This is a genomic window from Arthrobacter sp. OV608, assembly GCA_900110595.1.
Taxonomy (GTDB): domain Bacteria; phylum Actinomycetota; class Actinomycetes; order Actinomycetales; family Micrococcaceae; genus Arthrobacter.
This window is the reverse complement of record FOEZ01000009.1, coordinates 14,965-41,537: the sequence shown is the minus strand read 5'-3', so window position 1 is coordinate 41,537 and position 26,573 is coordinate 14,965. Positions and strand designations below refer to the sequence as shown.

Here is a 26,573-nt window from a genome sequence, read left to right as displayed (position 1 = left end):
CGTCCGGCAGGAAACATTCCTGACCTGGGAACGGCTGGGGGGAAGAAAAAGGTTCAGGCGCCTGGCACGTTGAAGCCGCCCGTGGAACCGAATCCTCCCGAGCCACGCACGGACCCGCTCAATTCGTCGACAGCGACGAACTGCGCGTACTCAACACGCTGAATGACCATCTGGGCAATTCTATCGCCGCGGCGCAGCTCGATGCTTTGCGTCGCATCGGTGTTCAGCAGGGTGACGGAGATTTCACCGCGGTAGCCCGCATCCACCGTTCCCGGAGCGTTCACGATGGTGAGGCCGTGTTTGGTGGCAAGGCCCGAGCGGGGGTGGATCAACGCAACGAAGCCGTCGGGGAGGGCGATGGCCACGCCCGTGGGGACAAGTTTCCGCTCCCCCGGCTTCAGGACAACATCCTCGCGTGCACGGAGGTCCGCACCGGCGTCGCCCGGGTGGGCATAGGACGGCGCCTCAAGCTCCGGGTCGAGCATCTTCAGCTGGACCTGCAGGGTGGGAACGCCGAGGGCGGCCGGAACCGCGGACCCGGCTGCGGCGGCTTCGTCAGGGAACGTGTCTACTGTGGCGGGATGATCAGTCACAGTCACTCACTCTAACCCGCGCCCCCAAATCAGTCCTAGGTCCACCGGCCGGGAGCGGGGTACCGGCGGGGGTTTCGCTCCTCACGGGGTACCGGTGAGGGAAGGGTTGCCTGCAAGGGAAACAGCCGGGTTGAGCCAAGGTGAAATAGCCGGGCAAAAATGGAAAGCTTGGCTTATGCCCGAATCAATCTCCCCTGCGCCCGTGCCCGAGATACCTTCCCCAGGGGCGCCGGTGATCTATCGGGAGAAGCTGTGGCCCAACGTGTGGATCTGGATCATCTCGGCCGGTGTGGCGGGGGCCGGCATCCTGGTGTTCGCACCCATCAGCATGACGGCGGGATACACGGCCGCAGCGGTGCTCTTCGCAATCATCGCCATCCTCCTGGTCCTGTCCACCCCGTCCATTGTGGTGACTGACGATTCGCTGACCGTGGGCCGGGCCACCATTGAACGGCGTTTTGTGGGTGCAGTGGAGCCGTTCCGGAAAGAGGAGGCCACGGCAGAACGCGGAACCCGGCTCAACGGATTGGCCTACCTGTGCATCCGGGGCTGGATTGACCCCGTGGTCAAGATCCAGATCACGGATCCGTCGGACCAGACGCCGTATTGGCTGACCTCCTCACGGCATCCGGACAAACTGACGGCGGCCTTGGCACGCAGGTGACCCGGACTGCCTGCCCTGGCACATAAGTGACGCCGACTGCAGGTGCCAGTCCCGTCGTCGTACTGCCTGCGCTTGCTGCCCAACACATTCCAAGGCTGCAGCCGTCGTGTTGGAGTCCGTATGGAAGACCAGCGGCTTTGCCAGTTGCAGCTCCCCGGCACAGCGGGGAGCCGGAATATTGCGGCGCGCCCTGCCCCTTGACCCAAAACCGGTTCACCGGGTGGCAGAGTTTCGGTTGATAGTAATGCCAGGGTGGAGGATTTGTATGCAGGATCTACGGCTTGTAGGCGTACACGACGACGGGACGCATCTCCTGTTGAGCGGGGCCGGCGGCGAGATGTTCCAGCTGCCGATCGATGAAGCGCTGAGGACCGCAAGCAGGCCTGCTCCCAGGCCTGCTGCCGAGCGGCCCGCCATTCCCCTGTCCCCGAGGGACATCCAGGCCCGTATCCGGGCCGGCGCCACCGCTGCGGACGTGGCCGAGCTCTCCGGCCTGCCGCTGGCAAAAGTGGAACGCTACGAGGGACCCGTACTGGCGGAACGCGAGTACGTGGCCCAGCAGGCCCGCAAGGTGGAAGTGGCTTCCCCTTCGCCCGGCCACGACATCTACCGGTCCGCGTTCGGCGACAATCCGGCCACCTTGGATGACATGGTCGCCCACAGGCTTTCTGCCCACGGCATCGACCCCTCCTCCGTGGAGTGGGATTCCTGGCGGCGCCAGGATGGCACGTGGACAGTGTCGGCCAGTTTCGAGGCAAACACCGGTGGAAAAGCCGGGATCGGCGAAGAACCACCGGCACTTTGGACATTCAGTCCTACCCGGAAGTCGCTGCACAATGCCAACCGTTGGGCCCAGCAGCTCAGCGAGCTCGAGCCCCTGGACGGGCCCGTTCCGGCCCGAAGGCTCTCTGCCGTCACCGACCGCCCCTTCGACTTTGAAACCGACGCCGATTCCACCCGCCCGTCACCGGGCGCCGAGGGACAACCCGACGGCAAGGAATCGGATGGACTTTTGGACATGCTGCGGTCCCGCCGGGGCCAGCGGCTGGGTGTGGACGAGGATTCGGACGACGCCCTGGCGCTGCTGCTGACCCATGGCGTCCCCGCCGCCCACCCCAGGCCGTCGGAGGTCATTCCCGAGGCTGAGGAGCATGCCGACGAGTCGCCGGAGGAAAACCCCGAAACTCCAGCCGCCCAGGCCAACTCCTTCACCCGGCGACGGGATGCCAGGCCGTCCATGTTGTCGCGGCTCAGCCTCATACCTCCGCACCGGGAGGCGATGGAAGATGCCCTCAAACTGCACGACGGCGTCAGCACCCAAACCCGCGAGATCACTATTGTCGCGTCGCCCCAGCGGCCCTCGGGCGGCACTCAGGGGCAGGTTTCCGGGGACGAAGGCAGCAGTGAGGCTGGCGGGAGCGTCACAGCTTCTTCCGAAAGCGTCAATCCCTCCAGTGGCGCTGGCCTGAACGAGTTGCTGGGCAACAACCCGCGGCGTCCGGCTCCCCGGCCCGACGACAGCTCCCCCGTTACCGGCCAGCTCCCGGAAACCGGCGCACCCGAGCGCCAGCCGGGCAGGCCAAAGCGTTCGAGCGTTCCGTCCTGGGACGAGATTGTGTTCGGCACGCGCAGTGAGTAGGCGGTCAGAGGCCGGGCACCCAGCGTAGGCGCCGGGGTCATTTGTGTAGCTTGCGTCAGAGCGACGAAGGAGCAGCAAGCGGCAATAGGGGTGCGGCGCCGAAGCGCAGCAGCGCCATGTGGCGTCGCCGCGGAGAGTCAGGCTGAGCCTAAGCCCCTGATGCTCCTGTACCGCCGGAGCCACGCCACAAGCACGCATCAACCTCGAACGGCAGCAGCGGATCCTGCCGGCCCATCAGGGCGGCCCCGTGGGCAGTCACCCGCCGCATGTAATGCCGGCGGCACAGCGTCTCGTATCCCACCACCGGATCATGGTCCAGCTCAGGCGTTCCAGGGGCGCCGTCCATCGCCATGTCCACATCGCCAACCACCACCTGCGCGCCCTCGGTGACCATCACGCCGTCGACGGTCCTGGCATTGTGCGTGGCGCGGCGGCCGCACCAGCACAGTGCCTCCACCTGCAGGACCTGCACCCGGTCCGCCAACTCCACGAGCCGCTGGGAGCCCGGAAACAGTCTGGTGCGGAAGTCTGCGGTGATGCCGAACGCGAAGACGTCCACGTCAATCTCGTCCACCACCTTCGCCAGCTGTTCCACCTGCTCCGGCGTGTAGAACTGGGCCTCGTCACAAATCAGATAATCGATGCGCTGCCCCTGGGTGCGGCGCAGCATGACTTCCTCCCAGAAGTCCGTGCTGTCCAGCACCTCTACGGCATCGGTCTGCAGGCCCAGGCGGCTGGAGATCCGTGATTCCCCGGCGCGGTCGTTCCGGCTGAACCGTACGCCGCCGCGTCCCCTGGCGCGGTGGTTGTGGTCCATCTGCAGGGCCAGGGTGGACTTTCCGCAGTCCATGGTGCCGGAGAAAAAGACCAGTTCAGCCACGCCGGGGGCTCCTGCCGCCGGCTGGGAAGCAGAGCAGGGGGACCTCCCGCTCAGCCTTGGTCAAGGAACCGTGCTGGCCTACCACTTCCATGGCTGCGGGACGGACACGGCGGGTGTCGTACAGCGCCAGCGGATCCCGTGCAGCGATCATCACGTCACCGATCCTGCCTTCGACGGCGGGACGCACCGTACCGAAGAGGCCGGCCGCAATGGCGTCCTCCCTGGTGAAGGCCCAGATCCGGTCCCCGAAACGCGCCCGCCAGGCCGCGAGCAGCCGGTCCCGGACGTCCGGGCCGGTTCCATTTTCAAGGTAAAGGTGGACCATCCTCGGTTCGCCGGCCGTGTGCCGGACCCCTTCCAGCAGCGCAGGTTCGGCGGAGTAGTCGATCCGTTGCTGCTCGGGGACATCCAGCATGCCGTGGTCCGCCGTGAGCAGGATAGTGGTGCCTGCGGGCAGGGTATTACTCAGGCGTTTGACGGTGGCGTCGAGCTCTTCGAGCTGGTGCTCCCATTGCTCGGACTGGCAGCCGTACCGGTGCCCGGCTTTGTCCAGTTCGTTCACGTAGAAGTACATCAGCGACGGACCCGCAGAGGCCATGGCCTCGGCTGCGGAGGCCGTGCGGGCATGCGAAGTGACTCCGGAAATATGCCGGCCGCCCCGCAGGGCGGCGCGGGTCATGGGGGAATCCGCGAACTGCGGCAGGCTCACGGTGGTGACATCCACATGCTCCGCAGCGCGCTCGAGCACGGTAGGAAACGGCTGCCAGGCGGCGGGATCGACACCGGGATCCCAGTTCCCCAGCAGGTTGACCACCTTGTCCTGCCGCGGATCGAGGACGTCGTAGCCCACCATGCCGTGCTGGCCCGGAGCCTGTCCGGTGCCGAAGCTGGATAAGGCCGCTGCGGTGGTGGAGGGGAAGGTGGAGTCGAGCCAGACGGGAACTTCGCCCTGCCCGGCCTGCATCACGGAGCGCAGGAACGGCGTGTGGGCGGATTTCTGCTTCAGCAGGTTCCGGCCCAGCCCGTCGGCGAGGACAACGCACACCCGCGAGGCTGCCGGAAGGCCGAGCGTGTTGGCGAACCCGTCCAAACCCATGCTGGCCGCGGCGCTCGTGAGCACCTCGGCAATGGAACGCTGCCCGTATGCGGGGGCCGGCGGCATAACAAACTCGAGGCCTGGCCGGGCGGGCGGAACGATATCTGTCGGCTGGCGGTCTGCGGGCATCAGCGCTGCTGGTGCCCGCGGCTGAGGCGGTTGCCGAAAACACCGGCACGCGGCCGCGGCGGCATGGACTGGACGTGCGGCTGCGGGGCCGGCGATCCTGTGTTGACGGCCCGAAGTGCCCGGGCAAAGAGCTTGGCGTCCTGGACTGCCTGCAGCCCGTCCGCCTCGGCGCTGATCCGCAGGACGATGTCTTCCTGGGCAATGGTGCCGCTGTATCCGTGGTCTGCTTCGCACTGGGGGTCGCCGCAACTGGCGGGTCCCATATCCAGGCGCTGCCCGCCGGACCACGCAATGGACAAGGTGACTTCGCGGACGGGGTCGGAAGGCTTGTAGTTCTGCGGCTGCGAGTACATGTAGCTGAGCACCACGGAGCGGATCTGGGCCACGGGGACGGATTCAGTGGAAATCTGGGCCACAATCTGTTCGCCGGCTTCATCAAGCTGCTGGTCATCGACGTGGGTGATGACCAGCATGTCCGCGGTCAGTACCAGCACCGTAATGTGGCGGCGGACTTCGGCGCGGTCAAAGTGGGTCTCCAGGTGCACCAGGTGCGCCACGCAGTCGCGGCCGTCCAGGGCGTCGTCCACAACATCTGCCACGAGGCGGGGGTAGAAGCCGGCCTTCTGCAGGGCGCCTTCCAGGCTCTGGCCTTGTGCGGTGTGGCTGTGTGAGCTGTGGTGGCGGACTGCCTGGGTTTCGTTGCCGGGCGTTTTGGGCGCCGAAGCGGGAGGCTGTGAGCTCATTACCCCATTTTCACAGATCGGCCGGACTCTTGCTAACCGCGTCAGCCCAGCATGGCCCGGCGCGCGCTGTCCGTGCGCTGGGCGGGGTTGCCGATCCGGATGTCCGCGGCAAGGATGGTCAAACCCGACGTGCCGCACAGGACCGGGTTGAATTCCACCAGGGCGATTTCGGGGTGGTTGTCCTTCAGCCAGGCGAGGCGGCCGGCCAGGTCCTCCAGCGCAGCCACATCCACCGCCGGCAGGCCCTGGTAACCGAACAGCTTCCGCGAGGCACGCGGGCCGCGGATGAAGTCGTCCACGTCAGCCGCGGACAATGGCGGTACCCGGTGCGACCAGTCGTCCAGCAGGTTCACGGCGTCCCCGGCGAGCCCGAACGAGATGACCGGCCCCAGCAGCGGGTCCTCGATGGCGCGGAACGTGCACGCCTGGCCAACCGGGGCCATGCTCTGCACTTCCAGCGCGGGGTCGCCATAGTTGGACAGGACCCGCCGCATCTGCAGCACGTTCTGCCGCAGCGAATCGGCATCCTGGATGTCCAAACGCACGCCGCCGAGGTCCAGCCGGTGCCGCAAGGCAGGATCGGTGGTCTTCAACACCACCGGCCAGCCAAGTGATTCCGCCGCCTGCACTGCCTCATCCGCAGTGTCAAAGCCCACGGACGGCAGCACCGTGATGCCGTAGTGGCCCAGCAAGGAGGCGGTGGCTGCAGGATCCAGGCGTTTGAGCTGCTCGCCCTTGACGTCCCGCAGCAGGGCTTCGAGTTCGGTCCGCGCGAGCTCCGGGCTGCAGCCGTCCGGCTCTACAAAATGGCCCTGGTCCCGGGACACCCATTCCGAGTACCTGGCCACAGCCGCGAGCGCGGCCACGGCAGCACCCGGATTGGAGAAGCAAGGTACCGCGCGTTCCGGCGAACCCACCATTCCCTCCACGTAAATCGACGCGTCCAGGATGCCGGTGAACGCCGCCACCACCGGCTTGCCGGCTATGGCCGAACATTCGGCCAGTACTTCGGCGATGCTTTCCACGGTCAGTCCCCGCGCGGGCAGGAGCGCGGCCACCGCGGAGTGGACATCGTCCTGCTCCAGCACCTTGAGCAGGCTGGCACGTAAGGCAGGAAGCGCAACCGACTGCCCGGCGTCGAGATCCACGCCCGTCACCAGCTCTTCCACAGTGAGCCCCTGGGATGACGCGCTGCCCGCCACCACATTGCCCAGCGCGTGCGAGTTGCTGAAGATCGCGAGCCCCGGCCCCAGGGGAAGGGGCTGGCCGGACACCACCTGCGCCACGTCCATCAGCTGCTCGATGGTTTCCACCCGGATCACACCGGACTGGCGCAGCATGGCGTCCAGTGCTCCGGAAGGCGCCTGCGTGGTGCGGACGGCATGCCCCGGCGGCAGCCGCAGCCCCATGGCGTCGGACTTCGCCACGATCACGGGACGGGTGCGGGCCAGCCGCCGTGCGAGCCGGGAAAACTTGCGCGGGTTCCCAATCGATTCAAGGTAAAGGCCGACGGCGGCCGTGTCGGGATCGTCTTCCCAGTACTGCATCATGTCATTGCCCGAAACATCGGCCCGGTTCCCGGCTGACAGGAATGTGGAGAGTCCCAGCCGGCGCCGGCTCGAGGCAGCGTAGAGCGAGACACCAATCGCCGCTGACTGGCTGAACAGGCCCAGTCCCCCGCGCAGCGGCAGCGTAGGCGCCATGGAGGCGTTCAGGGACACGTCCGGGTTGGTGTTCACGATGCCCAGGGAGGCCGGCCCAATCACGCGCATGCCGCTGGCCCTCGCCTGCCGCACGAGGTCACGCTGGCGCAGAAGGCCGCGTTCGCCGTCGTCCGCGAAGCCTGCCGACGCCACCACAAGTCCCCTGACGCCCGCGGCTGCACAGTCCGCCACCACGGCGGGCACCTCCTCATAGGGCACGGCCACGACGGCAAGCTGGACGGGCTCCGGAACCTCGGACAGTTTGCCGAAGGACAGCATGCCGGCAAGCTCCAGCGCTTCGGGGTTGATCGCGTAGACCGGGCCGCGGAACCCGCCTTCGATGATGTGCTCCAGCAGCTGGTATCCCACCGTGCCCCATTTGCGGCTGGCACCGATGACGGCAATGGACGACGGCGTCAGCAGGTCCCGCACGCTCCTCGCCTCGGCACGGTGCTCGCGGGATTCCATCACCGCCCGCGACTTCTCGGTGGGATCGATGTTGAACTCGAGGCTGACCACACCGTCGTCGAAATGCCGCCGGACGTCGTACCCGGCGTCGGAGAACACCATCAGCATCTTCCGGTTCTCCGGCAGCACCTCGGCGCTGAACCGCCGGATCCCGTTTTCGTGGGCGGCCGCGGCCAGGTGTTCCAGCAGGATGGAGCCGATCCCCCGCCCCTGGTGGGCGTCGGAAATGTTGAATGCCACCTCGGCCTCGGTGGGGTCATCGAGCCGGTCATACCGGCCAATGCCGACAATTTCGCCGCGGATGGTGATCACAAAAGCCACCCGGTCTTTGTAGTCAACCTCCGTGAAGCGCTTAAGCTCTTTACTGGACAACCTGGCTTTGAACGCGAAGAAGCGCATGTAGATTGAGTCCTGCGACTGCCCGATATGGAAGGCCTGGACGGCATCGGCGTCGGACGGGTGGATTGGCCTCAGGTGGGCCGTTCCGCCGTCACGCAGTACGACATCGGCTTCCCAATGTTCCGGATATTCGCCGTCCCCGGGCTGATCCACCATAGGCTTAGCCTAGCCAAAAACTATGGCAGCACACCCCCGTTCGCTGCTCAGTACCCAGAAGGATTTACCAACCCCCATGGCCCGCCGCCAAAGTTCCACCCCCGCTGTGGAAGACAGCACGCCCTACACGGAGAACATCGTGGACATCGATGTGACCTCCGAAATGGAAGGCTCCTTCCTGGAGTACGCGTATTCGGTGATCTACTCCCGCGCGCTTCCGGACGCCCGGGACGGCCTGAAACCCGTGCAGCGGCGCATCCTCTACATGATGAGCGACATGGGCCTGCGCCCGGACCGCGGCCACGTCAAGAGCGCCCGCGTGGTGGGTGAGGTCATGGGAAAGCTGCACCCGCACGGCGACACCGCCATTTACGACGCCATGGTGCGCATGGCCCAGGACTTCTCCCTGCGGCTGCCGCTGATCGACGGGCACGGCAACTTCGGCTCGCTCGACGACGGCCCGGCGGCCCCGCGCTACACCGAAGCCCGCATGGCTGCCGCCGCCCTCACCCTCACCGACCACCTCGATGAGGACGTGGTGGACTTTGTCCCCAACTACGACAACCAGCTGACCCAGCCGGAAGTCCTCCCCGCCGCGTTCCCCAACCTGCTGGTTAACGGTGCCACGGGCATCGCCGTCGGCATGGCCACCAACATGGCCCCGCACAACCTGGTGGAAGTCATCTCCGCCGCCCGGCACCTGATTGCCAACCCGGACGCCACCCTGGATGACCTCATGCGGTTCGTCCCCGGCCCGGACCTGCCCAGCGGCGGCCGGATCGTGGGGCTGGACGGCATCCGCGATGCCTACGCCACCGGTCGCGGATCCTTCAAGACCCGCGCCAAGGTGGAGGTCGAGCAGCTCTCGGCCCGCCGGACGGGCCTGGTGGTCACGGAACTGCCCTACATGGTGGGCCCCGAAAAGGTCATCGAAAAGATCAAGGACGCCGTCAACGCCAAGAAGCTGACCGGCATCAGCGACATCGTCGACCTGACGGACCGCAAGCACGGGCTGCGGCTGGTGATCGAACTCAAGAACGGCTTCAACCCCAACGCCGTGCTCCAGCAGCTCTACCGCTACTCGCCGATGGAGGATTCCTTCGGCATCAACAACGTGACCCTGGTGGATGGCCAGCCGCAGACCCTTGGCCTTGTGCAGCTGCTGACTGTCTACGTGAACCACCGGATCGACGTGGTGCGCCGGCGCACTGCGTACCGGCTGGGGAAGAAGAAGGACCGCCTCCACCTGGTGGAGGGCCTGCTCATCGCCATCGTGGACATCGACGAGGTCATCCAGATCATCCGCTCCTCGGATGAAGCAGCCGCCGCCCGCGCCCGCCTGATGTCCATCTATGACCTCACCGAAATCCAGGCGAATTACATCCTGGAGCTGCGCCTCCGCCAGCTGACCAAGTACTCCCGGATCGAGCTGGAGAAGGAACAGGACGAGCTGCGCCGCGAGATCGCGGAACTGGAAGCCATCCTCGCCTCGGACGAGCGGCTGCGCACCCTGGTCTCGGACGAACTGGGCGCCATCGCGGAGGAGCACGGGACACCGCGCCGCACCCTCCTGCTCGAATCCGAAGCCGTCTCCCCCACCGTGGCCGCCGAACTCGCGGCCCCGGGCAAGAAGGGCAAGGCGGTGCCCCTGGCACTTGAGATCGCCGACGATCCCTGCTGGGCCATCCTCACCGCTTCCGGCCAGATCGCCCGCACCAGCAACCAGGAGCCCTTGGCAGAAGCCGGGCCCCGGAGCAAGCACGATGTGTTTACCTCGGTAGTGAAGACGTCGGCACGCGACGAGATTGCCGCCGTTACCTCCTCCGGGCGCATGCTCCGCCTGCAGGTGATGGACATGCCGGTCCTGCCCCCTGTTTCCGGCCTGCCCAACCTTGCCGGCGGTGTCCCGGCGAAGGACTTCATCACCCTGCAGAAGGGGGAATCCCTGGTGGCCTTCGCCCGGCTGGACGAAGTCCTGGCCATCGGCACCGCGCAGGGCGTGGTGAAGCGGGTCCAGCCGGACTACCCCCTGAACCGCGAGGACTGGGAAATCATTTCGCTCAAGGACAAGGACTTCGTGGTGGGCGTGGCGCCTGCCGGCGAGGACGACGCCGAACTGGTGTTCCTCACCAGCCAGGCCCAGCTGCTCAAGTTCGGGGCTGGCGCCGTGCGGACTCAGGGCCGGACGGCCGGTGGAATGGCCGGCATCAAACTCGCCGCCGGTGACAAAGTCTTGTTCTTCGGCGCCATCCACCCCAAGGATGAAGCGGCCGTGGTGGTGACCATCGCCGGCACCACAGGCGCCCTGCCGGGAACTGCTCCAGGCACCGCCAAGGTGACGGCGTTCTCCGAATACCCGGCCAAGGGACGTGCGACGGCGGGCGTCCGCGCGCACCGGTTCCTGAAGGGTGAGGACATCCTCCTGCTGGCGTGGGCCGGCCATGGCCCGGCCAAGGCTTCGTCCGCCGCCGGCGTGGCGCGGTCCCTTCCCCAGGAGCACGGCCGGCGTGACGGTTCGGGTGTCCCGCTGTCCCAGCCGGTGGATGTGGTGGGCCCTGCGATGGCCTGGCCCGATCCCGCTTAGACTGCTTCCATGCCTATCGTTCCTGATGAAAAGGACTGGACCTGGGTCCTGACCCGTCCCTGCCCGGAATGCTCGTTCGACGCCTTCACCACCACGCCCTCCACGGTGCCCGGGACAATCGAAAGCATGCTCCCGCGGTGGCGCGCCGTTCTCCGCCGCCCTGGCGTGGCCGAGCGCCCGGATGACCACACGTGGTCAGCGCTGGAGTACGCCTGCCACGTCCGGGACGTGTTCAGCCTGTTTGACCAGCGGCTGAACCTGATGCTGGATTCAGACGACGCCCGGTTCGAGAACTGGGACCAGGACCAGACGGCCGTCGACAAGGACTACGCCAACGCCGATCCCGCCGTTGTCAGCGCCGAACTGACAGCGGAAGGCAAGCAGGCCGCCGAGTCCTTTGCCGCCGTCCGGGAGTCTGAATGGGGCCGCAAAGGGCTGCGCAGCAACGGCTCCGAATTCACGGTCTTGACGCTGTCCCAGTACTTCCTGCACGACGTGGTCCACCACCTTCACGACGTGGACGGCTGATCCCCGGCGTAGGACGGCACCAGGTTTCCACCAGCGGTTCCTGAAGCGGAGCCCTTTGCACGTGGGTCCTCTGACCCCAAGTTTTCCGAACCGGCCGCCAGCACCAGGCGGGCATCCTCGGGCCGGATATCTGCCGGGTTGTGCGTCACCAGCACCACGGTGCGGTGGCGCAGTCCCTGCCGGAGATCCGCCAGCATCGCCCTTGCGGACTCCGCATCCAGGTGTGCGGTGGGCTCATCCAGCAGGATCACCTCGGCCCCGGTCAGCAGGGTGCGGGCAACGGCCAGGCGCTGGCGCTCCCCGCCGCTCAGGAACGCCCCGCCCGGCCCGATCCTCGTATCCAGGCCTGCCGGCAACCGCTCCAGCAGGCCGGTGAGGCCCACCGACGCGAGCACCTCCAGCAGCCGGGCATCTGCCTGCTCTTTGTCGTCGGTTGTTTCGTTGCCGGGCTTCCCGAGGAGGAGGTTGCCGCGGATCGTCGAATCAAACAGGTGTGCTTCCTGCGGGCACCACGCGGCGCGGCCAGTTACGCCGATCCGCCCTGCGGCCACGGGAAGGAATCCCAGCAGGACTGACAGCAGGGTGGACTTTCCCGACCCCGACGGGCCGGTGACGGCCAGCCACCGCCCGGGTTCGGCCACGGCGTCCAGACCGGCGAACACGGGTGCACCGCCTGGCCAGGCCGCTGACAAGCCGGCCAGTTCGACGCCGGGCCGGCCGCCCGGGCGGGCAGGAACAGCCTGGAGTCCATCACCGTCGCCGCTGCCGGACGCGTCGTCCAGGGCGCCCGACTCCGCCACCCGCTCCATGACTGTCCGCAGCGCCGGGAACTGGCGTACCGACGTCGTCATCGCCGCGAAAGGTTCCACCAGCGCGAGGAGCAGCAAGACCACCACTGCTGCAGTTTCCGGGGCAAGCTGGCCCGCGAGCACGGCCGGGCCCGCCAGCCAGGCAGCCCCCAGCGCGGCGCTTGCGCAGGCAGCCGTGGTGAGGGCCTGGCCCAGGCCGTCCGCCCAGGCTGACCGCTGGGAAGCTTTGGTGGCATTGCGGTCCTGGGCGCGGAGGCCCTCCAGGACGCGGGGAGCTGCGCCGTTCGCGTGCAGGTCAGCACGGGCGTCAAGGGCTGCCGCCACGCGCCGCAGGACACCGGCGCGGAGGAGCTGCTCAGCGGTGGCGGACTTCCGGTCGCCCCAGAGTGCTGCTGCGGGGGCGAACAGGAGGCTCACCGCGCAGGCACCGAGCACGGCCGGAAGCGCGGCAGGCACCAGCACCGACGTGGTGACGAGGGCCAGCACAGCCACTGCCAGCGCCGTGACCGGCGGCAGGACCACGCGCGGCAGGAGATCGCGGACGGTGTCGACGTCGTCAATCACCGTTCCCAGGACGCTGCCGCCCTGCAGCAGGCGCCGCAGCGGCAGCGCGCGCCGGCTCAGCGACTCCCAAAGCCGGCCCCGGAGCCGCGTCAGCGCCGAGAACACGGCATCGTGCAGGAGCAACCGTTCGCAGTAGCGCAGCACCGCCCGGCCGATCCCGAAGAACCGCACGCCAACAATCGCGGTCAGCAGGTACAGGATGGGCGGCTGCCCGGCGGCGCGGATAATGAGCCAGCCGGACAGGCCGGACAGGGCCACGGCGAAGACCGCCGCCAGGGTCCCCACGACGGCCGCGCCCGCGGACTTGCCCCGCACCGGCGCCAGGAGTGCGGACAGCAGGCGCACGGCGCTGGCTTGGGAGGCGCTTGTTCGGGTGGCGCTGCCCTGCTCCGCGTTGGGCGCCGGGGGTTGCGCCGCATCCGGCCGGGATTTCGCGGAGACCGCTGCCGCGCTGCTGCGGGAAGCAGCTGTCAGGCCGGCGTGCACCGCTGCCGCAGGAGCCGGGGATGTGAGGCCGCTTCCGGCCACGGGCACGAGGTGTTCGGCGAGCGCCCGCGTGCGTTCCTCGTGGGCTACCAGGATGACGGTGACCTGCCCGCGGAGGTTCCTGATGGTGTCCTCCACCAGCATCGCCGACTCATCGTCAAGATGCGCAGTGGGTTCATCCAGCAGGAGCACCGTGGCGCCGGCCTCGATCCGGGCCAGCCCGCGGGCCAGCGCCACGCGGCGCAGTTCGCCGGGACTGAGCTCTGCCGGGTGCTTTCCGGCAAGATGGGCGGCCGCTGCCCGCGCCAGGCAGACTCGGGCGGCTGCCTCGGCAGCGTGCCGGCGGGGACGGTTGGCCTCTATGCCCGTCTTACCGGTCAGGTACAGCACAACCTCGTCGAGGACCGTTTCCGCCACCATCACAGGGTGCTGCGGGACCCAGGCGATGTCGTGCCGGTCCAGGCCGGAGATGGCGCCGCTGACGGAAGTACCCGCTCCATGTCCGATGGTCCCCGCCAAGACACCCAGAACGGTGCTCTTGCCGGCTCCGCTCGGGCCGTCCAGGGCGGTGATCCTGCTTTGCGGCGCGGTGAACGTGAGCGGGCCGACGGCGGGCTGCGGCCTTCCGTCGTAACTCACCGTGAGTGCCGTGACGGTGATGGGGGCACCTGGCCGGCCGGCGCGGGCTGCGGACAGCGGCTGCGGCTCGGGCGCCCCGGTGACGGCGGTGGTTTCCGCGAGCGCCACCCTGCCGTCGTCGCTGGCGTGGTGGGCGGTGCCAAGCTCGCGCAAAGGCAGGTAGCAGTCCGGCGCCAGGATCAGGGCCAGCAGTCCGGCTTCCAGCGGCATGTCACCGTGCACCAGCCGCACGCCGATGAACACGGCCACCACCGCAACGGAGATGGTGGCGATCAGTTCCAGCGCCAGGGCGGAGAGGAATGCGGTCCGCAAGGTTCCCATGGTGCGGGACCGGTATTCCTCGGAGATCTCCTCGAGTGCTTTGCGCTGGGCGGAGGCACGTCCCAGGCCCACCAGCACGGGAAGCCCCTTGGCGAGCTCCAGCATGTGGGTGGAGAGCCGGGCCAGGGCGGCCTGTGCTTCGCGGACATTGTCCTCGGTGTACCGGCCGATCAGCACCATGAACAGCGGCACCAGCGGAACGGTCAGGACGATGACCACCGCGGAAACCCAGTCAGCGAAAAGGATCCGCGCACCCACCAGCAGTGGAACCGCGGCGCAGTTCACCAGGGCGGGCAGGAACTGCGTGTAGTAGCTGTCCAGCGCGTCCAGTCCGCGGGTGGCCAGCACGGCCAGTCCGCCGTCGGCCGGTCCCGTGCCACGGACGCCGTTGCGCAGTGCCCTGTCCAGCAGCCCGGCGCGGAGTTCCTCCTTGATGCCCAGGGCTGCCCGGCGGGCCGCAACGGCCTGTCCCCACACGGTCACCGAACGTAGGACCACGCCAGCCATGCCGGCGGCGATCTGCTCCGCCCACGCCGGGTTCCCCGCCACCAGGCCGGCGAGCACCGATGCTACCGCCTGGCCGATCAGGACCAGGGAGAGCGCCTTGAGGGCGGCGAGGAGTCCCAGCCAGTAGGTGGCGGAACGGGTGGCCGGGCCGGGCGGGAAGGTGGGGCGCATGTCAGCCTTTGGTGGAAAAAGCCTTGGCGGCGATTGCCGGCAGGAAGCTGTGGGCCTCCGGGATGTGGGCAGCACTGACGCGTTTCCGGAAGACCCAGTAGGTCCAGGCCTGGTAGGCGATGACCAGTGGGAGTCCAAACGCGGCCACTGCGCTCATGAGGCCCAGAGTGTAGTCCGAGGATGAGGCGTTGGAAATGGTGAGGTCAAAGGCCTCATTAAGGGTGGAGGGCAGCACCACCGGGAACGCCGCCCCGAAGATGGATGCGGAGCCCAGGGCCAGGAACGCTCCCAGGGCCATAAACGCCTTTCCCTCCGCACCTTTCCGGGCCATTGACCAGGCTGTGGCTGCCGCGGCTACCGCCAGCAGGACCAGCGCCCATGTCCAGGGCTTTCCTTCCAGGACCTGCACCGTCACCGCCCACGCCGCGATGGGCAGGAGCAGGACGGGAAGCAGCCGGACAAACCATGCGCGGGCACGATGGCGGACCTCGCCGTCGGTCTTCAGGGCAAGGAAGGCCAGGGCGTGGACCAGCGCGAAGCCGACGACGGCGAGTCCGCCGAGGACCGCGTAGCCGTTGAACCACGCGAACGGGCCGCCCTCGCGGTCACCGTTGGCGTTCAGGGGAAGGCCGGTGGTGGTCAGGGCAAGCGCCGCGCCGACGCCGAAGGCCGCGAAGAAGGATCCCAGGGCAATGGCCCAGTCCCACCGGGCCCGCCACTGCTCGGTGTCCACCTTGCCGCGGTATTCGAAGGCTACGGCACGGAAGATCAGTGCCACCAGGACCACCAGCAGCGGCAGGTACAGGGCGGAGAACAGCGAGGCGTACCAGAGCGGGAAGGCGGCGAAGGTGGCACCGCCGGCGGTCAGGAGCCACACCTCGTTGCCGTCCCACACCGGGCCCACGGTGTTGAGCAGGACGCGGCGTTCGGTGTTGTTCCGGGCGAACAGCTTCATCAGCATGCCCACGCCCAGGTCAAAGCCCTCCAGGAAGAGGTACCCGGTCCAGAGCACTGCGATGGCGATGAACCAGATGGTTGGCAGCAGTTCCATTCTTTGTTTCCTCTGCTCGTGGCGGGGACTAGTAGGCGAAGGCCAGGACGTCGTCGGCCGGTTTGCCGCCAGGGCCGCCGGGCCCGGGGGTCGCGTCTTCGTTTTCGTCCACCGGGGCGTGGACGAGCTCCGGCATCGCGGACACCACGCCGCCCCGGATGTACTTGACCAGCAGCTTGACCTCCACCACCAGCAGCACGGCGTAGATGGCGGTCAGCGTGACCAGGGACGTCATGAGTTCACCGGCGGAGACACCGGGCGAAACTGCGGCTGCCGTGAACATAAACACCTGGTCGATGCCGCTGGGGTCCGGGTTCGGTGCCACTACGAACGGCTGGCGGCCCATCTCGGTGAAGATCCAGCCGGCCGCGTTGGCGCCGAATGGGGCAAGGATCCCGATGACGGCAAGCCGCATCAGCCACTTGGACTCCGGGACGGTGCCTTTGCGGGTCAGCCAGAGGGCCACCAGGGCTGCGAGGGCCGCGAGGCCGCCGAAGCCGATCATCATGCGGAAGCCCCAGTAGGTGACCTCCATGACGGGAAGGTAGTCGATTTCCTGCCCGGCGCGCTCGCCGTAGATCGGGTTGTCCGGAAGGTGCGTGCCGTACTTTTCCTTGTACTCGGGCAGCAGGCTGTTAACACCCTGGACTTCGGTGGTGAAATCGCCCTTGGCCAGGTAGGAGAGGATGCCGGGAACCTCGATCAGGGCCACAATGTCGTCGCAGCTCTGCGAGCCGATGTTGCCGATGCTCAGGACCGAGAATCCGGTGCCGTCGTGGCATGCTGCTTCGGCGGCAGCCATTTTCATGGGCTGCTGCTCGAACATGAGCTTGCCCTGGAGGTCGCCGGTAAGGGCGGTTCCGGCAAAGGAGATCATGGCCACCACGGCACCGATCCGCAGGGACCGGAGCCAGACCTTGTGGTCGTCCCGGTCACGGCCGGGGATCTCTGCTGCTTCCCCTGCAATGACCTTGCCGTCGGCACCCACGGTGTCCACGCCGTCGCGCCGCCTCCGCCAGAGGTGGTACCAGGCGATGCCAAGCAGGAAGCCGCCGGCCACGGCGAGTGCGCCGAAAAGGGTGTGCGGTACGGCAACGAGGGCGGTGTTGTTGGTGAAGACTGCCCAGGCATCGGTCATGACCGGCCGGCCGTCGATCATCTCGACGCCCACGGGGTGCTGCATCCAGCTGTTGGCCACGATGATGAAGTATGCGGAGAACACGGAGCCGACGACGGCGATCCAGAGGCAGGCGAGGTGGATGGCGGGCTTGAGCTGCTTCCAGCCGAAGATCCACAGGCCCAGGAAGGTGGACTCCACAAAGAAGGCCAGCAGCGCCTCCAGTGCCAGCGGGGCCCCGAAGACATCACCGACAAACCGGCTGTACTCGCTCCAGGCCATGCCGAACTGGAACTCCTGGACGATGCCGGTGGCCACGCCCATGATGAAGTTGATAAGGAAGAGCTTGCCCCAGAACTTGGTCATCCGGAGGTACTCGGGCTTTCCGGTGCGGTGCCAGATGGTCTGGATGACGGCCACCACCAGGCCGAGGCCTATGGTGAGCGGAACCATCATGAAGTGATAGACGGTGGTGATGCCGAATTGCCAGCGTGCGATTTCCAGAGCGTCCAAAGCGTCCATGGCGGTCCCTACTGTCCGGGCGAAGGTTTTCTACGTTCTGTAGAAACTCTAACTTCTACAAAGTGTAGAACAACGCCGGCGGCACTGTAAAAACGGGGCTGCGGTTCCACCGCGCGTGCAGTGGGGCCGTGACCTGCTCGTGTTCTACCCAATGTAGAAAGTGAAACGGAATCGGGGTAAATTGGATCCTGTAGTAGTAGCAAAACGCATGCTGTCACCGCTGTCCATGGCAGCGGTGCGGGGAAACAAAGGAAAAGTGCAAATGGCTAGTCTTGGTGAACTGGAACGGGCAGTGATGGACCTGCTCTGGGCGGGCCATGAAGCAGCCACCGCCAACACGTTGCGGGATCGGCTGGCACAGACGTCAGCGGGGCAGGATGGCAGCGCCGGCCATGAAGGCAAGGAACTGGCCGTCACCACCGTGCTCACCGTTTTGTCCCGGCTCGAGAAGAAGGGCCTGGTGGAGCGCGAACGCGGAACCCGTCCGCACCGCTACCAGGCAGTATCCAGCCGCGAGGACCACACCGCGGAGCTGATGCACGAAGTACTGGGGTCCGCCCCGGACCGTGAAGCCGTGCTGGCACGCTTCATTGGCTCCGTTTCCGAAGGTGAAGCCGAGACTCTGCGCAAACTGCTTGGCCACATCTAGCGGACCATGTTCTGGGCCTCATACCTGCTGGCGGTCCTTGCGATAGTCCTGGCGTGGCCGGTGCCTATCCTCCTCTCGCGTGCACAGTGGCCCGCGCGGTCCCCTTTTACGGCCATGGTGCTCTGGCAGGCCATCGCCCTTGCCGGTGGCCTGTCCATGATCGGCGCCATGCTGGTGTACGGGCTGGAGCCCGTCGGCGACAACCTGATCGCCGGCCTTCGGGCCCTTGCAGGCATGGTGCTCTTCAACGCCCCCACCACGGACCTGGGCTTCTGGCATATCTTCGCGCTGTCCGCCGCCGCGCTGCTGACGGCGCACCTGGTGTTCACCTTGCTGCTGACCTATTACAAGATCGAGCGCCAGCGGCGGCGGCACCGGGAGCTTCTCGCGCTCCTGGCCTCCCCGTCCGCCGAAGGGGCCGGAACGCTGGTCATCAGCCACGATTCACCCGTGGCCTACTGCCTTCCCGGCGGGGCGCGCTCGGTAACCGTGCTGTCGGATGGCCTGATGGCTGCCCTTGAGCCGGCCGAACTGCGCGCCGTACTGATCCACGAAAACGCGCACCTGAGCCAGCGGCACCACCTGCTCCTGTGGGCGTTCGCCGCCTGGCGGCAGGCGCTCCCCTGGCTTCCCACCACCCGGCTTGCGCAGGAGTCCGTGAACTCCCTGATCGAAATGCTGGCCGACGACGTCGCGCTCAAAACCGAAAGCAAAGCCACGCTCATCAAGGCCATTGCCATCGTTGCCAGCGGATCCGCCAGGACGCCGGGCGAAGCAGAAATCCAGCCTGCCCCGTCCGGGCTCGCCGCGTCCGGATTGTCATTGGCCGGGCTCGACCCGGCAGCGGCCGCCGGCGCGGACTCGGCCCGCACCACGGCCTCCCGGGTCAGCCGGCTGCTCTCCCCCCAGCCGCAACTGCCAGCTCCGGTCCGCAGCCTGGTCCTGGCCGGCTGCGTACTCCTGCTGGCCCTGCCCACAGCGCTGCTGGTGGTGCCCGGCCTGTTCGGCTGAGTCCCGCCGTCGTACGCTATGCCGGTGGTTGAGCTTGTCGAAACCCGGGTTTCGACAAGCTCAACCACCGGTGAAAAAGGTCAGGCGTCGATGCGCTCCCGGTCCAGGCTGGAGGCGCCCGCGATGATAAAGTCCTTGCGCGGCGAGACGTCCGAGCCCATCAGCAGGTCAAAGATCTCCTCCGCCTGCTTCGCGTTCTCGATCCCCACCTTCCGCAGCGTGCGGTGCCGCGGGTCCATGGTGGTCTCGGCCAATTGCTCGGCGTCCATCTCGCCCAGGCCCTTGTAGCGCTGGATAGGCTCCTTGTAGCGCTTGCCCTCCTGGGCCAGCCGGGCCAGGAGCACGTGCAGCTCCGCCTCCGAGTAGGTGTAGATCATCTCGTTGGCCTTCTGGCCGGCATTGATGACCTCCACCCGGTGCAGCGGCGGGACGGCGGCGAAGACGCGGCCCTCTTCGATCATGGGGCGCATGTAGCGGAAGAAAAGCGTCAGGAGCAGCGTGCGGATGTGCGCGCCGTCCACGTCCGCGTCCGTCATAAGAATGACCTTGCCGTAGCGGGCGGCACTGATGTCAAAGCTGCGGCCGGAGCCGGCACCCACCACCTGGATGAGGGCGGCGCACTCGGCGTTGGAGAGCATGTCCCCCACTGACGCCTTCTGGACGTTGAGGATCTTGCCGCGGATGGGCAGCAGCGCCTGGAAGTCCGAGGACCGGGCCAGCTTGGCGGTTCCCAGAGCAGAGTCGCCTTCCACGATGAACAGTTCGGAACGGTCGACGTCGTCCGTGCGGCAGTCAGCCAGCTTGGTGGGCATCGAGGAAGTTTCCAGCGCGTTCTTGCGCCGTTGGGTTTCCTTGTGCACCCGGGCCGAGATGCGGGACTTCATCTCGCTGACAATTTTCTCCAGGAGCAGGGCCGACTGGGACTTGTCGTTTTTGTTGGCGGAGTTGATCTTCGCGGTGATTTCACGCTCCACCACCTTGGCCACGATGGCGCGCACGGCGGAGGTGCCCAGGATTTCCTTGGTCTGGCCTTCGAACTGGGGCTCGGCCAGGCGCACGGTCAGGACGGCGGTGAGGCCGGCGAAGATGTCGTCCTTTTCGATTTTGTCGTTGCCGGCTTTGAGTTTGCGGGCGTTGGTTTCCACGGCTTTGCGGAAGGTCTTGACCAGGGCCTGCTCAAAGCCGGACTGGTGCGTTCCACCCTTGGGCGTGGAGATGATGTTGACGAAGCTTCGGACGGTGCTGTCGTAGCCGATTCCCCAGCGCAGGGCCACATCGACTTCACAGTCGCGTTCCACCTCGGCGAGCTGGCTGTGCCCGCGTTCGTCCAGCACGGGAACGGTCTCTTTGAACTTGCCCGAGCCGTGCAGCCGCCAGACGTCGGTGACCGCGGGATCGGCAGCCAGGAACTCGACGAATTCCGAGATGCCGCCGTCGTGGTGGAAGACCTCTTCATGCGGACCGGCTTCGCCGGGGGTTCCCGGGACCTTCCGCTCATCGCGCACGGTGAGCTTGAGGCCGGGCACCAGGAAGGACGTCTGCCGGGCCCGGGCGGCGAGTTCGTCGTAGGAGAACTTTGCGTCCGGGGTGAAGATCTGCCGGTCAGCCCAGTACCGGATCCTGGTGCCGGTGACGCCGCGCTTGGCTTTGCCCACCACGTCCAGGACGGAATCGTCCACAAACGGAGTGAAGGGTGCGGCCGGGTCGACCTTGGATCCGACGTCCTTGAAGCGGCCGGGTTCGCCCCGGCGGAAGGACATCTTGTAGGTTTTGCCGCCGCGGTCCACCTCCACGTCGAGGCGTGAGGACAAGGCGTTGACCACGGACGCGCCCACACCGTGCAGGCCGCCTGAGGCGGTATAGGAGCCGCCGCCGAACTTTCCGCCGGCGTGGAGTTTGGTGAAGACCACTTCGACGCCGGTCAGCCCGGTTTTTGGTTCCTTGTCGATGGGGATGCCGCGACCGTCGTCGTGGATTTCCACGGAGTTATCGGCGTGGAGGATGATCTTGATGTCGTGGCCGAACCCGGCCAAGGCCTCGTCAACGGAGTTGTCGATGATTTCCCAGAGGCAGTGCATCAACCCGCGGGAGTCGGTGGAACCGATGTACATGCCGGGGCGCTTGCGGACGGCTTCGAGGCCCTCCAGGACAGACAGGTGCCGGGCAGTGTAATCAGAACTTGGTGCCACCGGTGGTGAACTCCTTCAAGGATGGAACAGCGGGCTGGGATTCGCTCTTCCTAGGGTAGTCGGCCGGGCCGTGCACCACCGACTGCCACACCTGGCGGGGCCTGTGCCCCGCGCCACTTAGCGCTTCTTGAAGGGGACTGTGCAGATCTTGACGCACTCTTGCGGATACGCGGACAGCGAACTTGCCCCATCCTTGCGATGGTTTTGTTACGAATACTGGTTATATAGACGTACTGATCTACTAAGGAGGCCGACATGACAACAGCAGTGGCAGACCGCACACTCAACGCACTCGACCGGTGCGACCGTTGCGGAGCCCAGGCATATGTGCGGGTTGTACTCGAGTCCTCCGGCGGTGAGCTGCTGTTCTGCGGCCACCACGCCCGCGCAGTCGAGGCAACGCTCAAGCCGTTGAGCTCCGACTGGCACGATGAGACGGGCAAGCTTCACGAGAAGGCTGCCGTAGAAATCGACTAGCACACCCGAAGCAGTTGGGACCCCACCGGAAGGTGGGGTCCCTCTTCGTTTTAACCTCAGCCGCTCGCGCAGCAGCGCCTGGTACTAAGCAAAGCGGCCCGCCGGCTGCTGCACCCCGGGAGGGGCACGGCAGCCGGCGGGCCGCTCTCGCTGACTTGCTGGTCCTAGTCCAGGTAGTCCCGCAGGACCTGCGACCGCGAGGGGTGGCGCAGCTTGGACATGGTCTTGGATTCGATCTGGCGGATCCGCTCACGCGTGACGCCGTAGACCTTGCCGATTTCGTCTAAAGTCTTCGGCTGTCCGTCGGTGAGGCCGAACCGCATCGCAACAACCCCGGCCTCGCGCTCGGACAGGGTATCCAGGACGGAGTGGAGCTGTTCCTGCAGAAGGGTGAAGCTCACGGCATCGGCCGGGACAACAGCCTCGGAGTCCTCGATGAGGTCGCCGAACTCGGAATCGCCGTCCTCGCCCAGGGGTGTGTGCAGCGAAATGGGCTCGCGGCCGTACTTCTGGACTTCGACCACCTTTTCGGGCGTCATGTCCAGTTCGAGGGCCAGCTCTTCAGGCGTGGGTTCACGGCCAAGGTCCTGCAGCATCTGGCGCTGGACACGGGCCAGCTTGTTGATGACTTCAACCATGTGCACCGGAATACGGATGGTGCGGGCCTGGTCCGCCATGGCGCGGGTGATCGCCTGGCGGATCCACCAGGTGGCGTAGGTGGAGAACTTGAAGCCCTTGGTGTAATCGAACTTCTCCACAGCGCGGATGAGGCCCAGGTTGCCTTCCTGGATCAGGTCAAGGAACAGCATGCCGCGGCCGGTGTAGCGCTTGGCCAGCGAGACCACCAGGCGCAGGTTGGCCTCGAGCAGGTGGTTCTTGGCGCGCTTGCCGTCGTGGATGATGAACTCAAGCTCACGCTTGTACTTGGGGTCCATGGACCCGTCGTCCGCGTTGATCTTCTCTTCGGCAAACAGACCGGCTTCGATCCGGAGCGCAAGGTCCACTTCCTGCTCGGCGTTGAGCAGCGCAACCTTACCGATCTGCTTCAGGTAGTCCTTGACGGGGTCGGCGGTGGCGCCGGCCGACATGACCTGCTGGACAGGTGCGTCGTCGTCATCAGCATCGGAGTAGACGAAGCCCTTGCCCGATCCGGCAGCACCCTTCACGGGATCGGCTTCGGCGTCCTCTTCAACAACGTCGGGGCCTTCGAGGATGATGTCGTCGAGGTCTTCCTCAACTTCTTCTACGTCATCGTCGGTGTCAGACGCCGATTTGCCGGCTGCCTCGGCGGCGGCCTTCGCGCCGGGCTTGGGGCCGCGCTTTTTGGGCTCACGCTTGCCGTCCGCACCAGCTTCACCGGCAGAAGCCTTGTTGGCTGCCCGAGTGGCGGCCCGCTTGGCGTTTGTCGCAGCCTGCTTCTGCTCAGCGGACAGTTCGTCCTGGGCGGCGGGGTCCTTCTTCGTGGAAGACGGGGTCACAGAAAACCTTTCTAGCGGTGGTCTGTGGAATCACCATACGGGCAACACCACTATGACCCTGTCAAGTCCGTGGTGGAAACCAAGCGCCACCACGGCCGGCAGAGTCTATAAATAGAACTGCCGGAGCGGCTGTAATGTTCCCCGGAAGGACCAGTTACAGGCACTTGATACACGGACCCAACCGGGTCTCGGCAACCATTGTCTCACGTTTCCCCGAATAGGACCTCCCCACGGTCCCGCTGACTGGCCAAGGGGGACCGGAGCGCTGGGCTTCAGGCGGCGTCCGGACCGAATTTCTGCCAGGCTGCCTCCTTCCGGGCTGCCCACCCGCATAAAGTACCGCGACGAACCAGCTCCAGCAGCAGTTCCGCCAGACGGTAGCCGGGTTCGATTTCCAGGGCTTCCTCGTAATACGCTGCGGAGTACGAGCCGCGTCCGCGGCACCACGCAATCCAGCCTCTTCCCGTTAATGCGGCCGCTGCCGGCGCCCCACCCAGGAGCGCCAGCTGCCCCAGGACCAGGTCCAGCGCGTCCATGGTCAGCCACTGCGGGACTGGCGGCTCATGCCCCATGAGGACATCACCGTAACCGGGAGTCCCCTGGTGTTGTCCGGTCTTCAGCAGGGGCTCGGGGGCGGGGGGTCCCCCGGTTGATGATGGAGCTCCGGCCGGCTCGGTCTCCGGTGGGCCCGTCTCCAATGGAACAACGCCCGTAAAGACCACGGGCTCAGGTCCCGGCTCCTCGTCGAAATTCCCGAACTCCTCGGCTCCGGCTGCGGCAGCCGCTTGTCCGGCCGCCGCCATCACCAGGACAGCGTCGCGCCAGGCAGGCACCAGCAGCGAGGCCCGCAGGAAGGCGTCCCGGTCCACCAGCGGCTGGCCTAATTCCTCCCGCGGGCCTGCGAGCAACCCGGTCCAGAGGCCCAGCACAGCGTCAAACTGCGCCCGGCTCTGCCGCCGGCAGTCCAGGCGGGCCGACCACACAGCTTCGGCCTCCAGGACAGCTGCACGGTACAGGCTGGGGACAGTGCGGGCCTGCCGTTCCTCCGGAGGCGGCCCCACACTGCTTCCGCGGAACACCATTTCCGTGTTGAGCAGGCTGTCCCGGATCTGTTCCAGGGGCCGGCCCGGCAGCGGGCAGCAGGCCGGATCCGTGCACCAGGCGTCCCGCCAGTAGCGGTCCCCCACATACCAGGCCTCCTTGACGGGCATGCAGGCTCCGGCCAGCGCCGCTTCAAGGCTGAACAGCAGCCCGTCATAGCATCCCGGCCCGGACAGCCAGCCGTTGTTGGTGAAAAGAGCCAGCAGAGTGCCGTCGGCGTGCTCGTCTGCCGCCAAGTACCCGGCTACCGTTTCGGCGAAGGGTGCCGGATCGGCCAGCACCGCCGGCCCGGGAAGATCCAGCCGGAGGGTTGCACCCAGCCTCTTGCCCTGCAGCGTCATGGCCACCAGGCTGTTGGCCGGCCAGTAACCCAACGAATGCGGAATGAAGCCCAGGATGTCTTCCGGGCCGCGGACTGTGAGGCGCTCTGGAGATGTCATGGTTCCAGCTTTCGCCTGCGGCGGAAGCCTCAGAAGGACCAGGCTCACCTATGTGGATAACGAGTCCGCCGCGCCCGGCGGACGAGGCGAAAACCGGGCCTGTGCGGGACTAGTCGTCCGAAGCCGCTGCCTTGCTGCGCCGGGCCAGGTTTTCCCGGCGCTGGCGGGCCAGGGCACTGCGGAGGGGCGGTACCACAACGCCCTGCGCCGCCATCTGCCGCCGGACCTTCCGCCGGCACACGAGCATGGCCACAACGCCGAAGCCAAGCAGCACGAACTGGACACTCAGGGCAATCCGGAACGGAGCCAGCCCGTACAGCTCTCCGTTGGAGAAGCCGCTGGCGTACAGCACGTCCAGCACCAGGCCGATGAGGAAGATGGCAACAAGCGCGGCGATGAAGCCCCCCACGTTAACAATGCCCGTGGCCGTCCCGATCCGGTGGGCCGGGTTGAACGTCCGCGCAAAGTCGAAGCCGATCATCGAGCCCGGGCCGCCGATGGCAAGCACCATGACCAGGCCGGCCAGGAGCCACAACGGCGAACGGCCCGGCGTCAGCAGGACAGCGGCCCACGCCCCGGCAGTCGCGGCGGCAATCAGGAGGACCATGGTGGAACGCCGCAGCGGGTGGCGGGACACAAAGCGCCCGATGAAAGGACCTACCGCCATGGCGGCCGCCACGTACAGCGCCATCAGGGCGGCAACGGTTCCGGCGTCCAGGCCCTGTCCGGAAATCAGGAAGGGGTAGCCCCACGTCATCGCAAAAACGGTGCCGCTGAACTGGATGGTGAAGTGGCTCCACAGGCCCAGCCGCGTCCCCGGCTGGCGCCACGCGCGGGCCAGCGAGGCACCCGTGGCTTTCAAGCCCTGCTGCCCCTGCGGCCGGGCGGTACCGGGCGGCACATCCTGCAGGAGCAGAACCACCAGGACGACGGCGAGTCCGGACATCCCGGCCAGCATCAGGAACGCCGGGGTCCAGCCGGCAGAGTGCAGCACGAACGCGAACGGGAGGACACTGAACAGCTGTCCCAGCTGCCCGGACATCCCGGTCAGCTGGGTGACCAGCGGCACGCGGGCGGGAGCGAACCAGAGCGGAATCAGGCGGATCACCGAGATAAAGGTCATGGCGTCGCCGGCGCCCACGAGGACCCGTCCGGCCACGCCGCCGGGGATGCTGTCGGCAAAGGCCAGCTGAAGCTGGCCGAACCCCATCAGCACCGCACCGCCGGCGATCATGGCCCGGGAGCCGAAGCGGTCCACCAGCAGCCCCACCGGGATCTGGAGCCCGGCGTAGACCAGGAGCTGGAGGACGGTGAAGAACGAGATCGCGGCGGCGCTGGCGTGAAAGCGTTCCGTCGCTTCCAGGCCCACTACCCCGAAGGAGGTGCGCTGGCAAACGGCCACCAGGTACCCGAAGATTCCAATGGTCCAGATCAGCCAGGCTCGGGGTGCAGTCACCTC

Annotated in this window: 19 protein-coding genes; 7 read left to right on the top strand and 12 right to left on the bottom strand. The window is 66.8% G+C overall.

Annotation, left to right across the window (positions count from 1 at the left end; translation table 11 throughout):
- Positions 1–53 precede the first annotated feature (53 nt).
- Positions 54–593, bottom strand: a complete 540-nt coding sequence (gene dut / locus BMX78_RS13205; protein ID WP_091420073.1) for a dUTP diphosphatase — start codon at positions 591–593, stop codon at positions 54–56.
- Between the two features lie 175 nt (positions 594–768).
- Here dut and BMX78_RS13200 point away from each other — a divergent pair, with 175 nt between their 5' ends.
- Both BMX78_RS13200 and sepH read left to right on the top strand, forming a co-directional pair.
- On the top strand, positions 769–1,257 hold the full coding sequence (locus BMX78_RS13200; protein WP_091420071.1) for a DUF3093 domain-containing protein: 489 nt from the start codon (positions 769–771) through the stop codon (positions 1,255–1,257).
- Positions 1,258–1,522: 265 nt separating this feature from the next.
- Complete coding sequence (gene sepH / locus BMX78_RS13195) at positions 1,523–2,896, top strand: septation protein SepH (RefSeq protein WP_091420069.1); 1,374 nt, start codon at positions 1,523–1,525, stop codon at positions 2,894–2,896.
- Between the two features lie 148 nt (positions 2,897–3,044).
- Here sepH and BMX78_RS13190 read toward each other — a convergent pair whose 3' ends face one another.
- The 4 genes from BMX78_RS13190 to BMX78_RS13175 form a co-directional block, all read right to left on the bottom strand.
- A complete protein-coding gene (locus BMX78_RS13190) occupies positions 3,045–3,776 on the bottom strand; it encodes a thymidine kinase (RefSeq protein ID WP_091420067.1) in 732 nt (243 codons plus the stop codon).
- Complete coding sequence (locus BMX78_RS13185) at positions 3,769–4,938, bottom strand: alkaline phosphatase family protein (RefSeq protein ID WP_286138990.1); 1,170 nt, start codon at positions 4,936–4,938, stop codon at positions 3,769–3,771. The genes BMX78_RS13190 and BMX78_RS13185 overlap by 8 nt, the downstream gene beginning before the upstream one ends.
- A 62-nt stretch (positions 4,939–5,000) precedes the next feature.
- Positions 5,001–5,744: a DUF5998 family protein gene (locus tag BMX78_RS13180; RefSeq protein WP_091420064.1), complete on the bottom strand. Its 744-nt coding sequence runs from the start codon at positions 5,742–5,744 to the stop codon at positions 5,001–5,003.
- Between the two features lie 41 nt (positions 5,745–5,785).
- A complete protein-coding gene (locus BMX78_RS13175) occupies positions 5,786–8,470 on the bottom strand; it encodes a bifunctional acetate--CoA ligase family protein/GNAT family N-acetyltransferase (RefSeq protein WP_091420063.1) in 2,685 nt (894 codons plus the stop codon).
- A gap of 76 nt (positions 8,471–8,546) precedes the next feature.
- Here BMX78_RS13175 and BMX78_RS13170 point away from each other — a divergent pair, with 76 nt between their 5' ends.
- On the top strand, positions 8,547–11,054 hold the full coding sequence (locus BMX78_RS13170; protein ID WP_091420061.1) for a DNA gyrase/topoisomerase IV subunit A: 2,508 nt from the start codon (positions 8,547–8,549) through the stop codon (positions 11,052–11,054).
- A gap of 9 nt (positions 11,055–11,063) precedes the next feature.
- On the top strand, positions 11,064–11,582 hold the full coding sequence (locus tag BMX78_RS13165; RefSeq protein ID WP_091420059.1) for a DinB family protein: 519 nt from the start codon (positions 11,064–11,066) through the stop codon (positions 11,580–11,582).
- Here the strand turns inward: BMX78_RS13165 and cydD are convergent.
- Genes cydD through BMX78_RS13150 form a run of 3 tightly spaced genes read right to left on the bottom strand, consistent with a single transcriptional unit; the run spans position 11,564 to position 17,760 of the window.
- Positions 11,564–15,079, bottom strand: coding sequence for a thiol reductant ABC exporter subunit CydD (gene cydD, locus BMX78_RS13160; RefSeq protein ID WP_091420058.1), 3,516 nt, complete (start codon positions 15,077–15,079; stop codon positions 11,564–11,566). The genes BMX78_RS13165 and cydD overlap by 19 nt on opposite strands.
- Position 15,080: 1 nt before the next feature.
- The gene (cydB, locus tag BMX78_RS13155) at positions 15,081–16,130 is read right to left on the bottom strand and encodes a cytochrome d ubiquinol oxidase subunit II (protein ID WP_091420056.1); all 1,050 of its coding nucleotides are present in this window, start codon (positions 16,128–16,130) and stop codon (positions 15,081–15,083) included.
- 28 nt (positions 16,131–16,158) lie between these two features.
- A complete protein-coding gene (locus BMX78_RS13150) occupies positions 16,159–17,760 on the bottom strand; it encodes a cytochrome ubiquinol oxidase subunit I (RefSeq protein WP_091420245.1) in 1,602 nt (533 codons plus the stop codon).
- A gap of 271 nt (positions 17,761–18,031) precedes the next feature.
- Here BMX78_RS13150 and BMX78_RS13145 point away from each other — a divergent pair, with 271 nt between their 5' ends.
- The gene (locus BMX78_RS13145) at positions 18,032–18,418 is read left to right on the top strand and encodes a BlaI/MecI/CopY family transcriptional regulator (RefSeq protein ID WP_050055484.1); all 387 of its coding nucleotides are present in this window, start codon (positions 18,032–18,034) and stop codon (positions 18,416–18,418) included.
- Between the two features lie 6 nt (positions 18,419–18,424).
- Positions 18,425–19,429: a M56 family metallopeptidase gene (locus BMX78_RS13140; RefSeq protein WP_091420055.1), complete on the top strand. Its 1,005-nt coding sequence runs from the start codon at positions 18,425–18,427 to the stop codon at positions 19,427–19,429.
- Positions 19,430–19,509: 80 nt separating this feature from the next.
- Here the strand turns inward: BMX78_RS13140 and BMX78_RS13135 are convergent, their stop codons facing one another.
- On the bottom strand, positions 19,510–21,618 hold the full coding sequence (locus BMX78_RS13135; RefSeq protein ID WP_091420053.1) for a DNA gyrase/topoisomerase IV subunit B: 2,109 nt from the start codon (positions 21,616–21,618) through the stop codon (positions 19,510–19,512).
- A 255-nt stretch (positions 21,619–21,873) separates the two neighbouring features.
- Between BMX78_RS13135 and BMX78_RS13130 the strand changes: the two genes are divergently transcribed.
- Positions 21,874–22,095 (top strand): DUF7455 domain-containing protein, encoded by a 222-nt coding sequence (locus BMX78_RS13130; protein WP_013600696.1) that lies wholly within the window; start codon positions 21,874–21,876, stop codon positions 22,093–22,095.
- A gap of 164 nt (positions 22,096–22,259) precedes the next feature.
- Here the strand turns inward: BMX78_RS13130 and BMX78_RS13125 are convergent, their stop codons facing one another.
- From BMX78_RS13125 to BMX78_RS13115, 3 genes are all read right to left on the bottom strand, one after another.
- Complete coding sequence (locus tag BMX78_RS13125) at positions 22,260–23,573, bottom strand: RNA polymerase sigma factor (RefSeq protein ID WP_091420052.1); 1,314 nt, start codon at positions 23,571–23,573, stop codon at positions 22,260–22,262.
- 272 nt (positions 23,574–23,845) lie between these two features.
- Positions 23,846–25,114, bottom strand: a complete 1,269-nt coding sequence (locus BMX78_RS13120; protein ID WP_091420050.1) for a DUF4192 domain-containing protein — start codon at positions 25,112–25,114, stop codon at positions 23,846–23,848.
- A 109-nt stretch (positions 25,115–25,223) separates the two neighbouring features.
- On the bottom strand, positions 25,224–26,570 hold the full coding sequence (locus BMX78_RS13115; protein ID WP_091420048.1) for an MFS transporter: 1,347 nt from the start codon (positions 26,568–26,570) through the stop codon (positions 25,224–25,226).
- Positions 26,571–26,573 lie beyond the last annotated feature (3 nt).

What these genes read in the sequence shown, in the direction of transcription:
- BMX78_RS13165 (WP_091420059.1), top strand. Translation starts at nt 11,064, where the DNA reads ATGCCTATCGTTCCTGATGAAAAGGACTGGACCTGGGTCCTGACCCGT.
- BMX78_RS13200 (WP_091420071.1), top strand. Translation starts at nt 769, where the DNA reads ATGCCCGAATCAATCTCCCCTGCGCCCGTGCCCGAGATACCTTCCCCA.
- BMX78_RS13120 (WP_091420050.1), bottom strand. Translation starts at nt 25,114, where the DNA reads ATGACATCTCCAGAGCGCCTCACAGTCCGCGGCCCGGAAGACATCCTG.
- cydB (WP_091420056.1), bottom strand. Translation starts at nt 16,130, where the DNA reads ATGGAACTGCTGCCAACCATCTGGTTCATCGCCATCGCAGTGCTCTGG.
- BMX78_RS13170 (WP_091420061.1), top strand. Translation starts at nt 8,547, where the DNA reads ATGGCCCGCCGCCAAAGTTCCACCCCCGCTGTGGAAGACAGCACGCCC.
- sepH (WP_091420069.1), top strand. Translation starts at nt 1,523, where the DNA reads ATGCAGGATCTACGGCTTGTAGGCGTACACGACGACGGGACGCATCTC.
- BMX78_RS13140 (WP_091420055.1), top strand. Translation starts at nt 18,425, where the DNA reads ATGTTCTGGGCCTCATACCTGCTGGCGGTCCTTGCGATAGTCCTGGCG.
- BMX78_RS13145 (WP_050055484.1), top strand. Translation starts at nt 18,032, where the DNA reads ATGGCTAGTCTTGGTGAACTGGAACGGGCAGTGATGGACCTGCTCTGG.
- BMX78_RS13130 (WP_013600696.1), top strand. Translation starts at nt 21,874, where the DNA reads ATGACAACAGCAGTGGCAGACCGCACACTCAACGCACTCGACCGGTGC.
- BMX78_RS13185 (WP_286138990.1), bottom strand. Translation starts at nt 4,938, where the DNA reads ATGCCGCCGGCCCCCGCATACGGGCAGCGTTCCATTGCCGAGGTGCTC.
- cydD (WP_091420058.1), bottom strand. Translation starts at nt 15,079, where the DNA reads ATGCGCCCCACCTTCCCGCCCGGCCCGGCCACCCGTTCCGCCACCTAC.
- BMX78_RS13180 (WP_091420064.1), bottom strand. Translation starts at nt 5,744, where the DNA reads ATGAGCTCACAGCCTCCCGCTTCGGCGCCCAAAACGCCCGGCAACGAA.
- BMX78_RS13175 (WP_091420063.1), bottom strand. Translation starts at nt 8,470, where the DNA reads ATGGTGGATCAGCCCGGGGACGGCGAATATCCGGAACATTGGGAAGCC.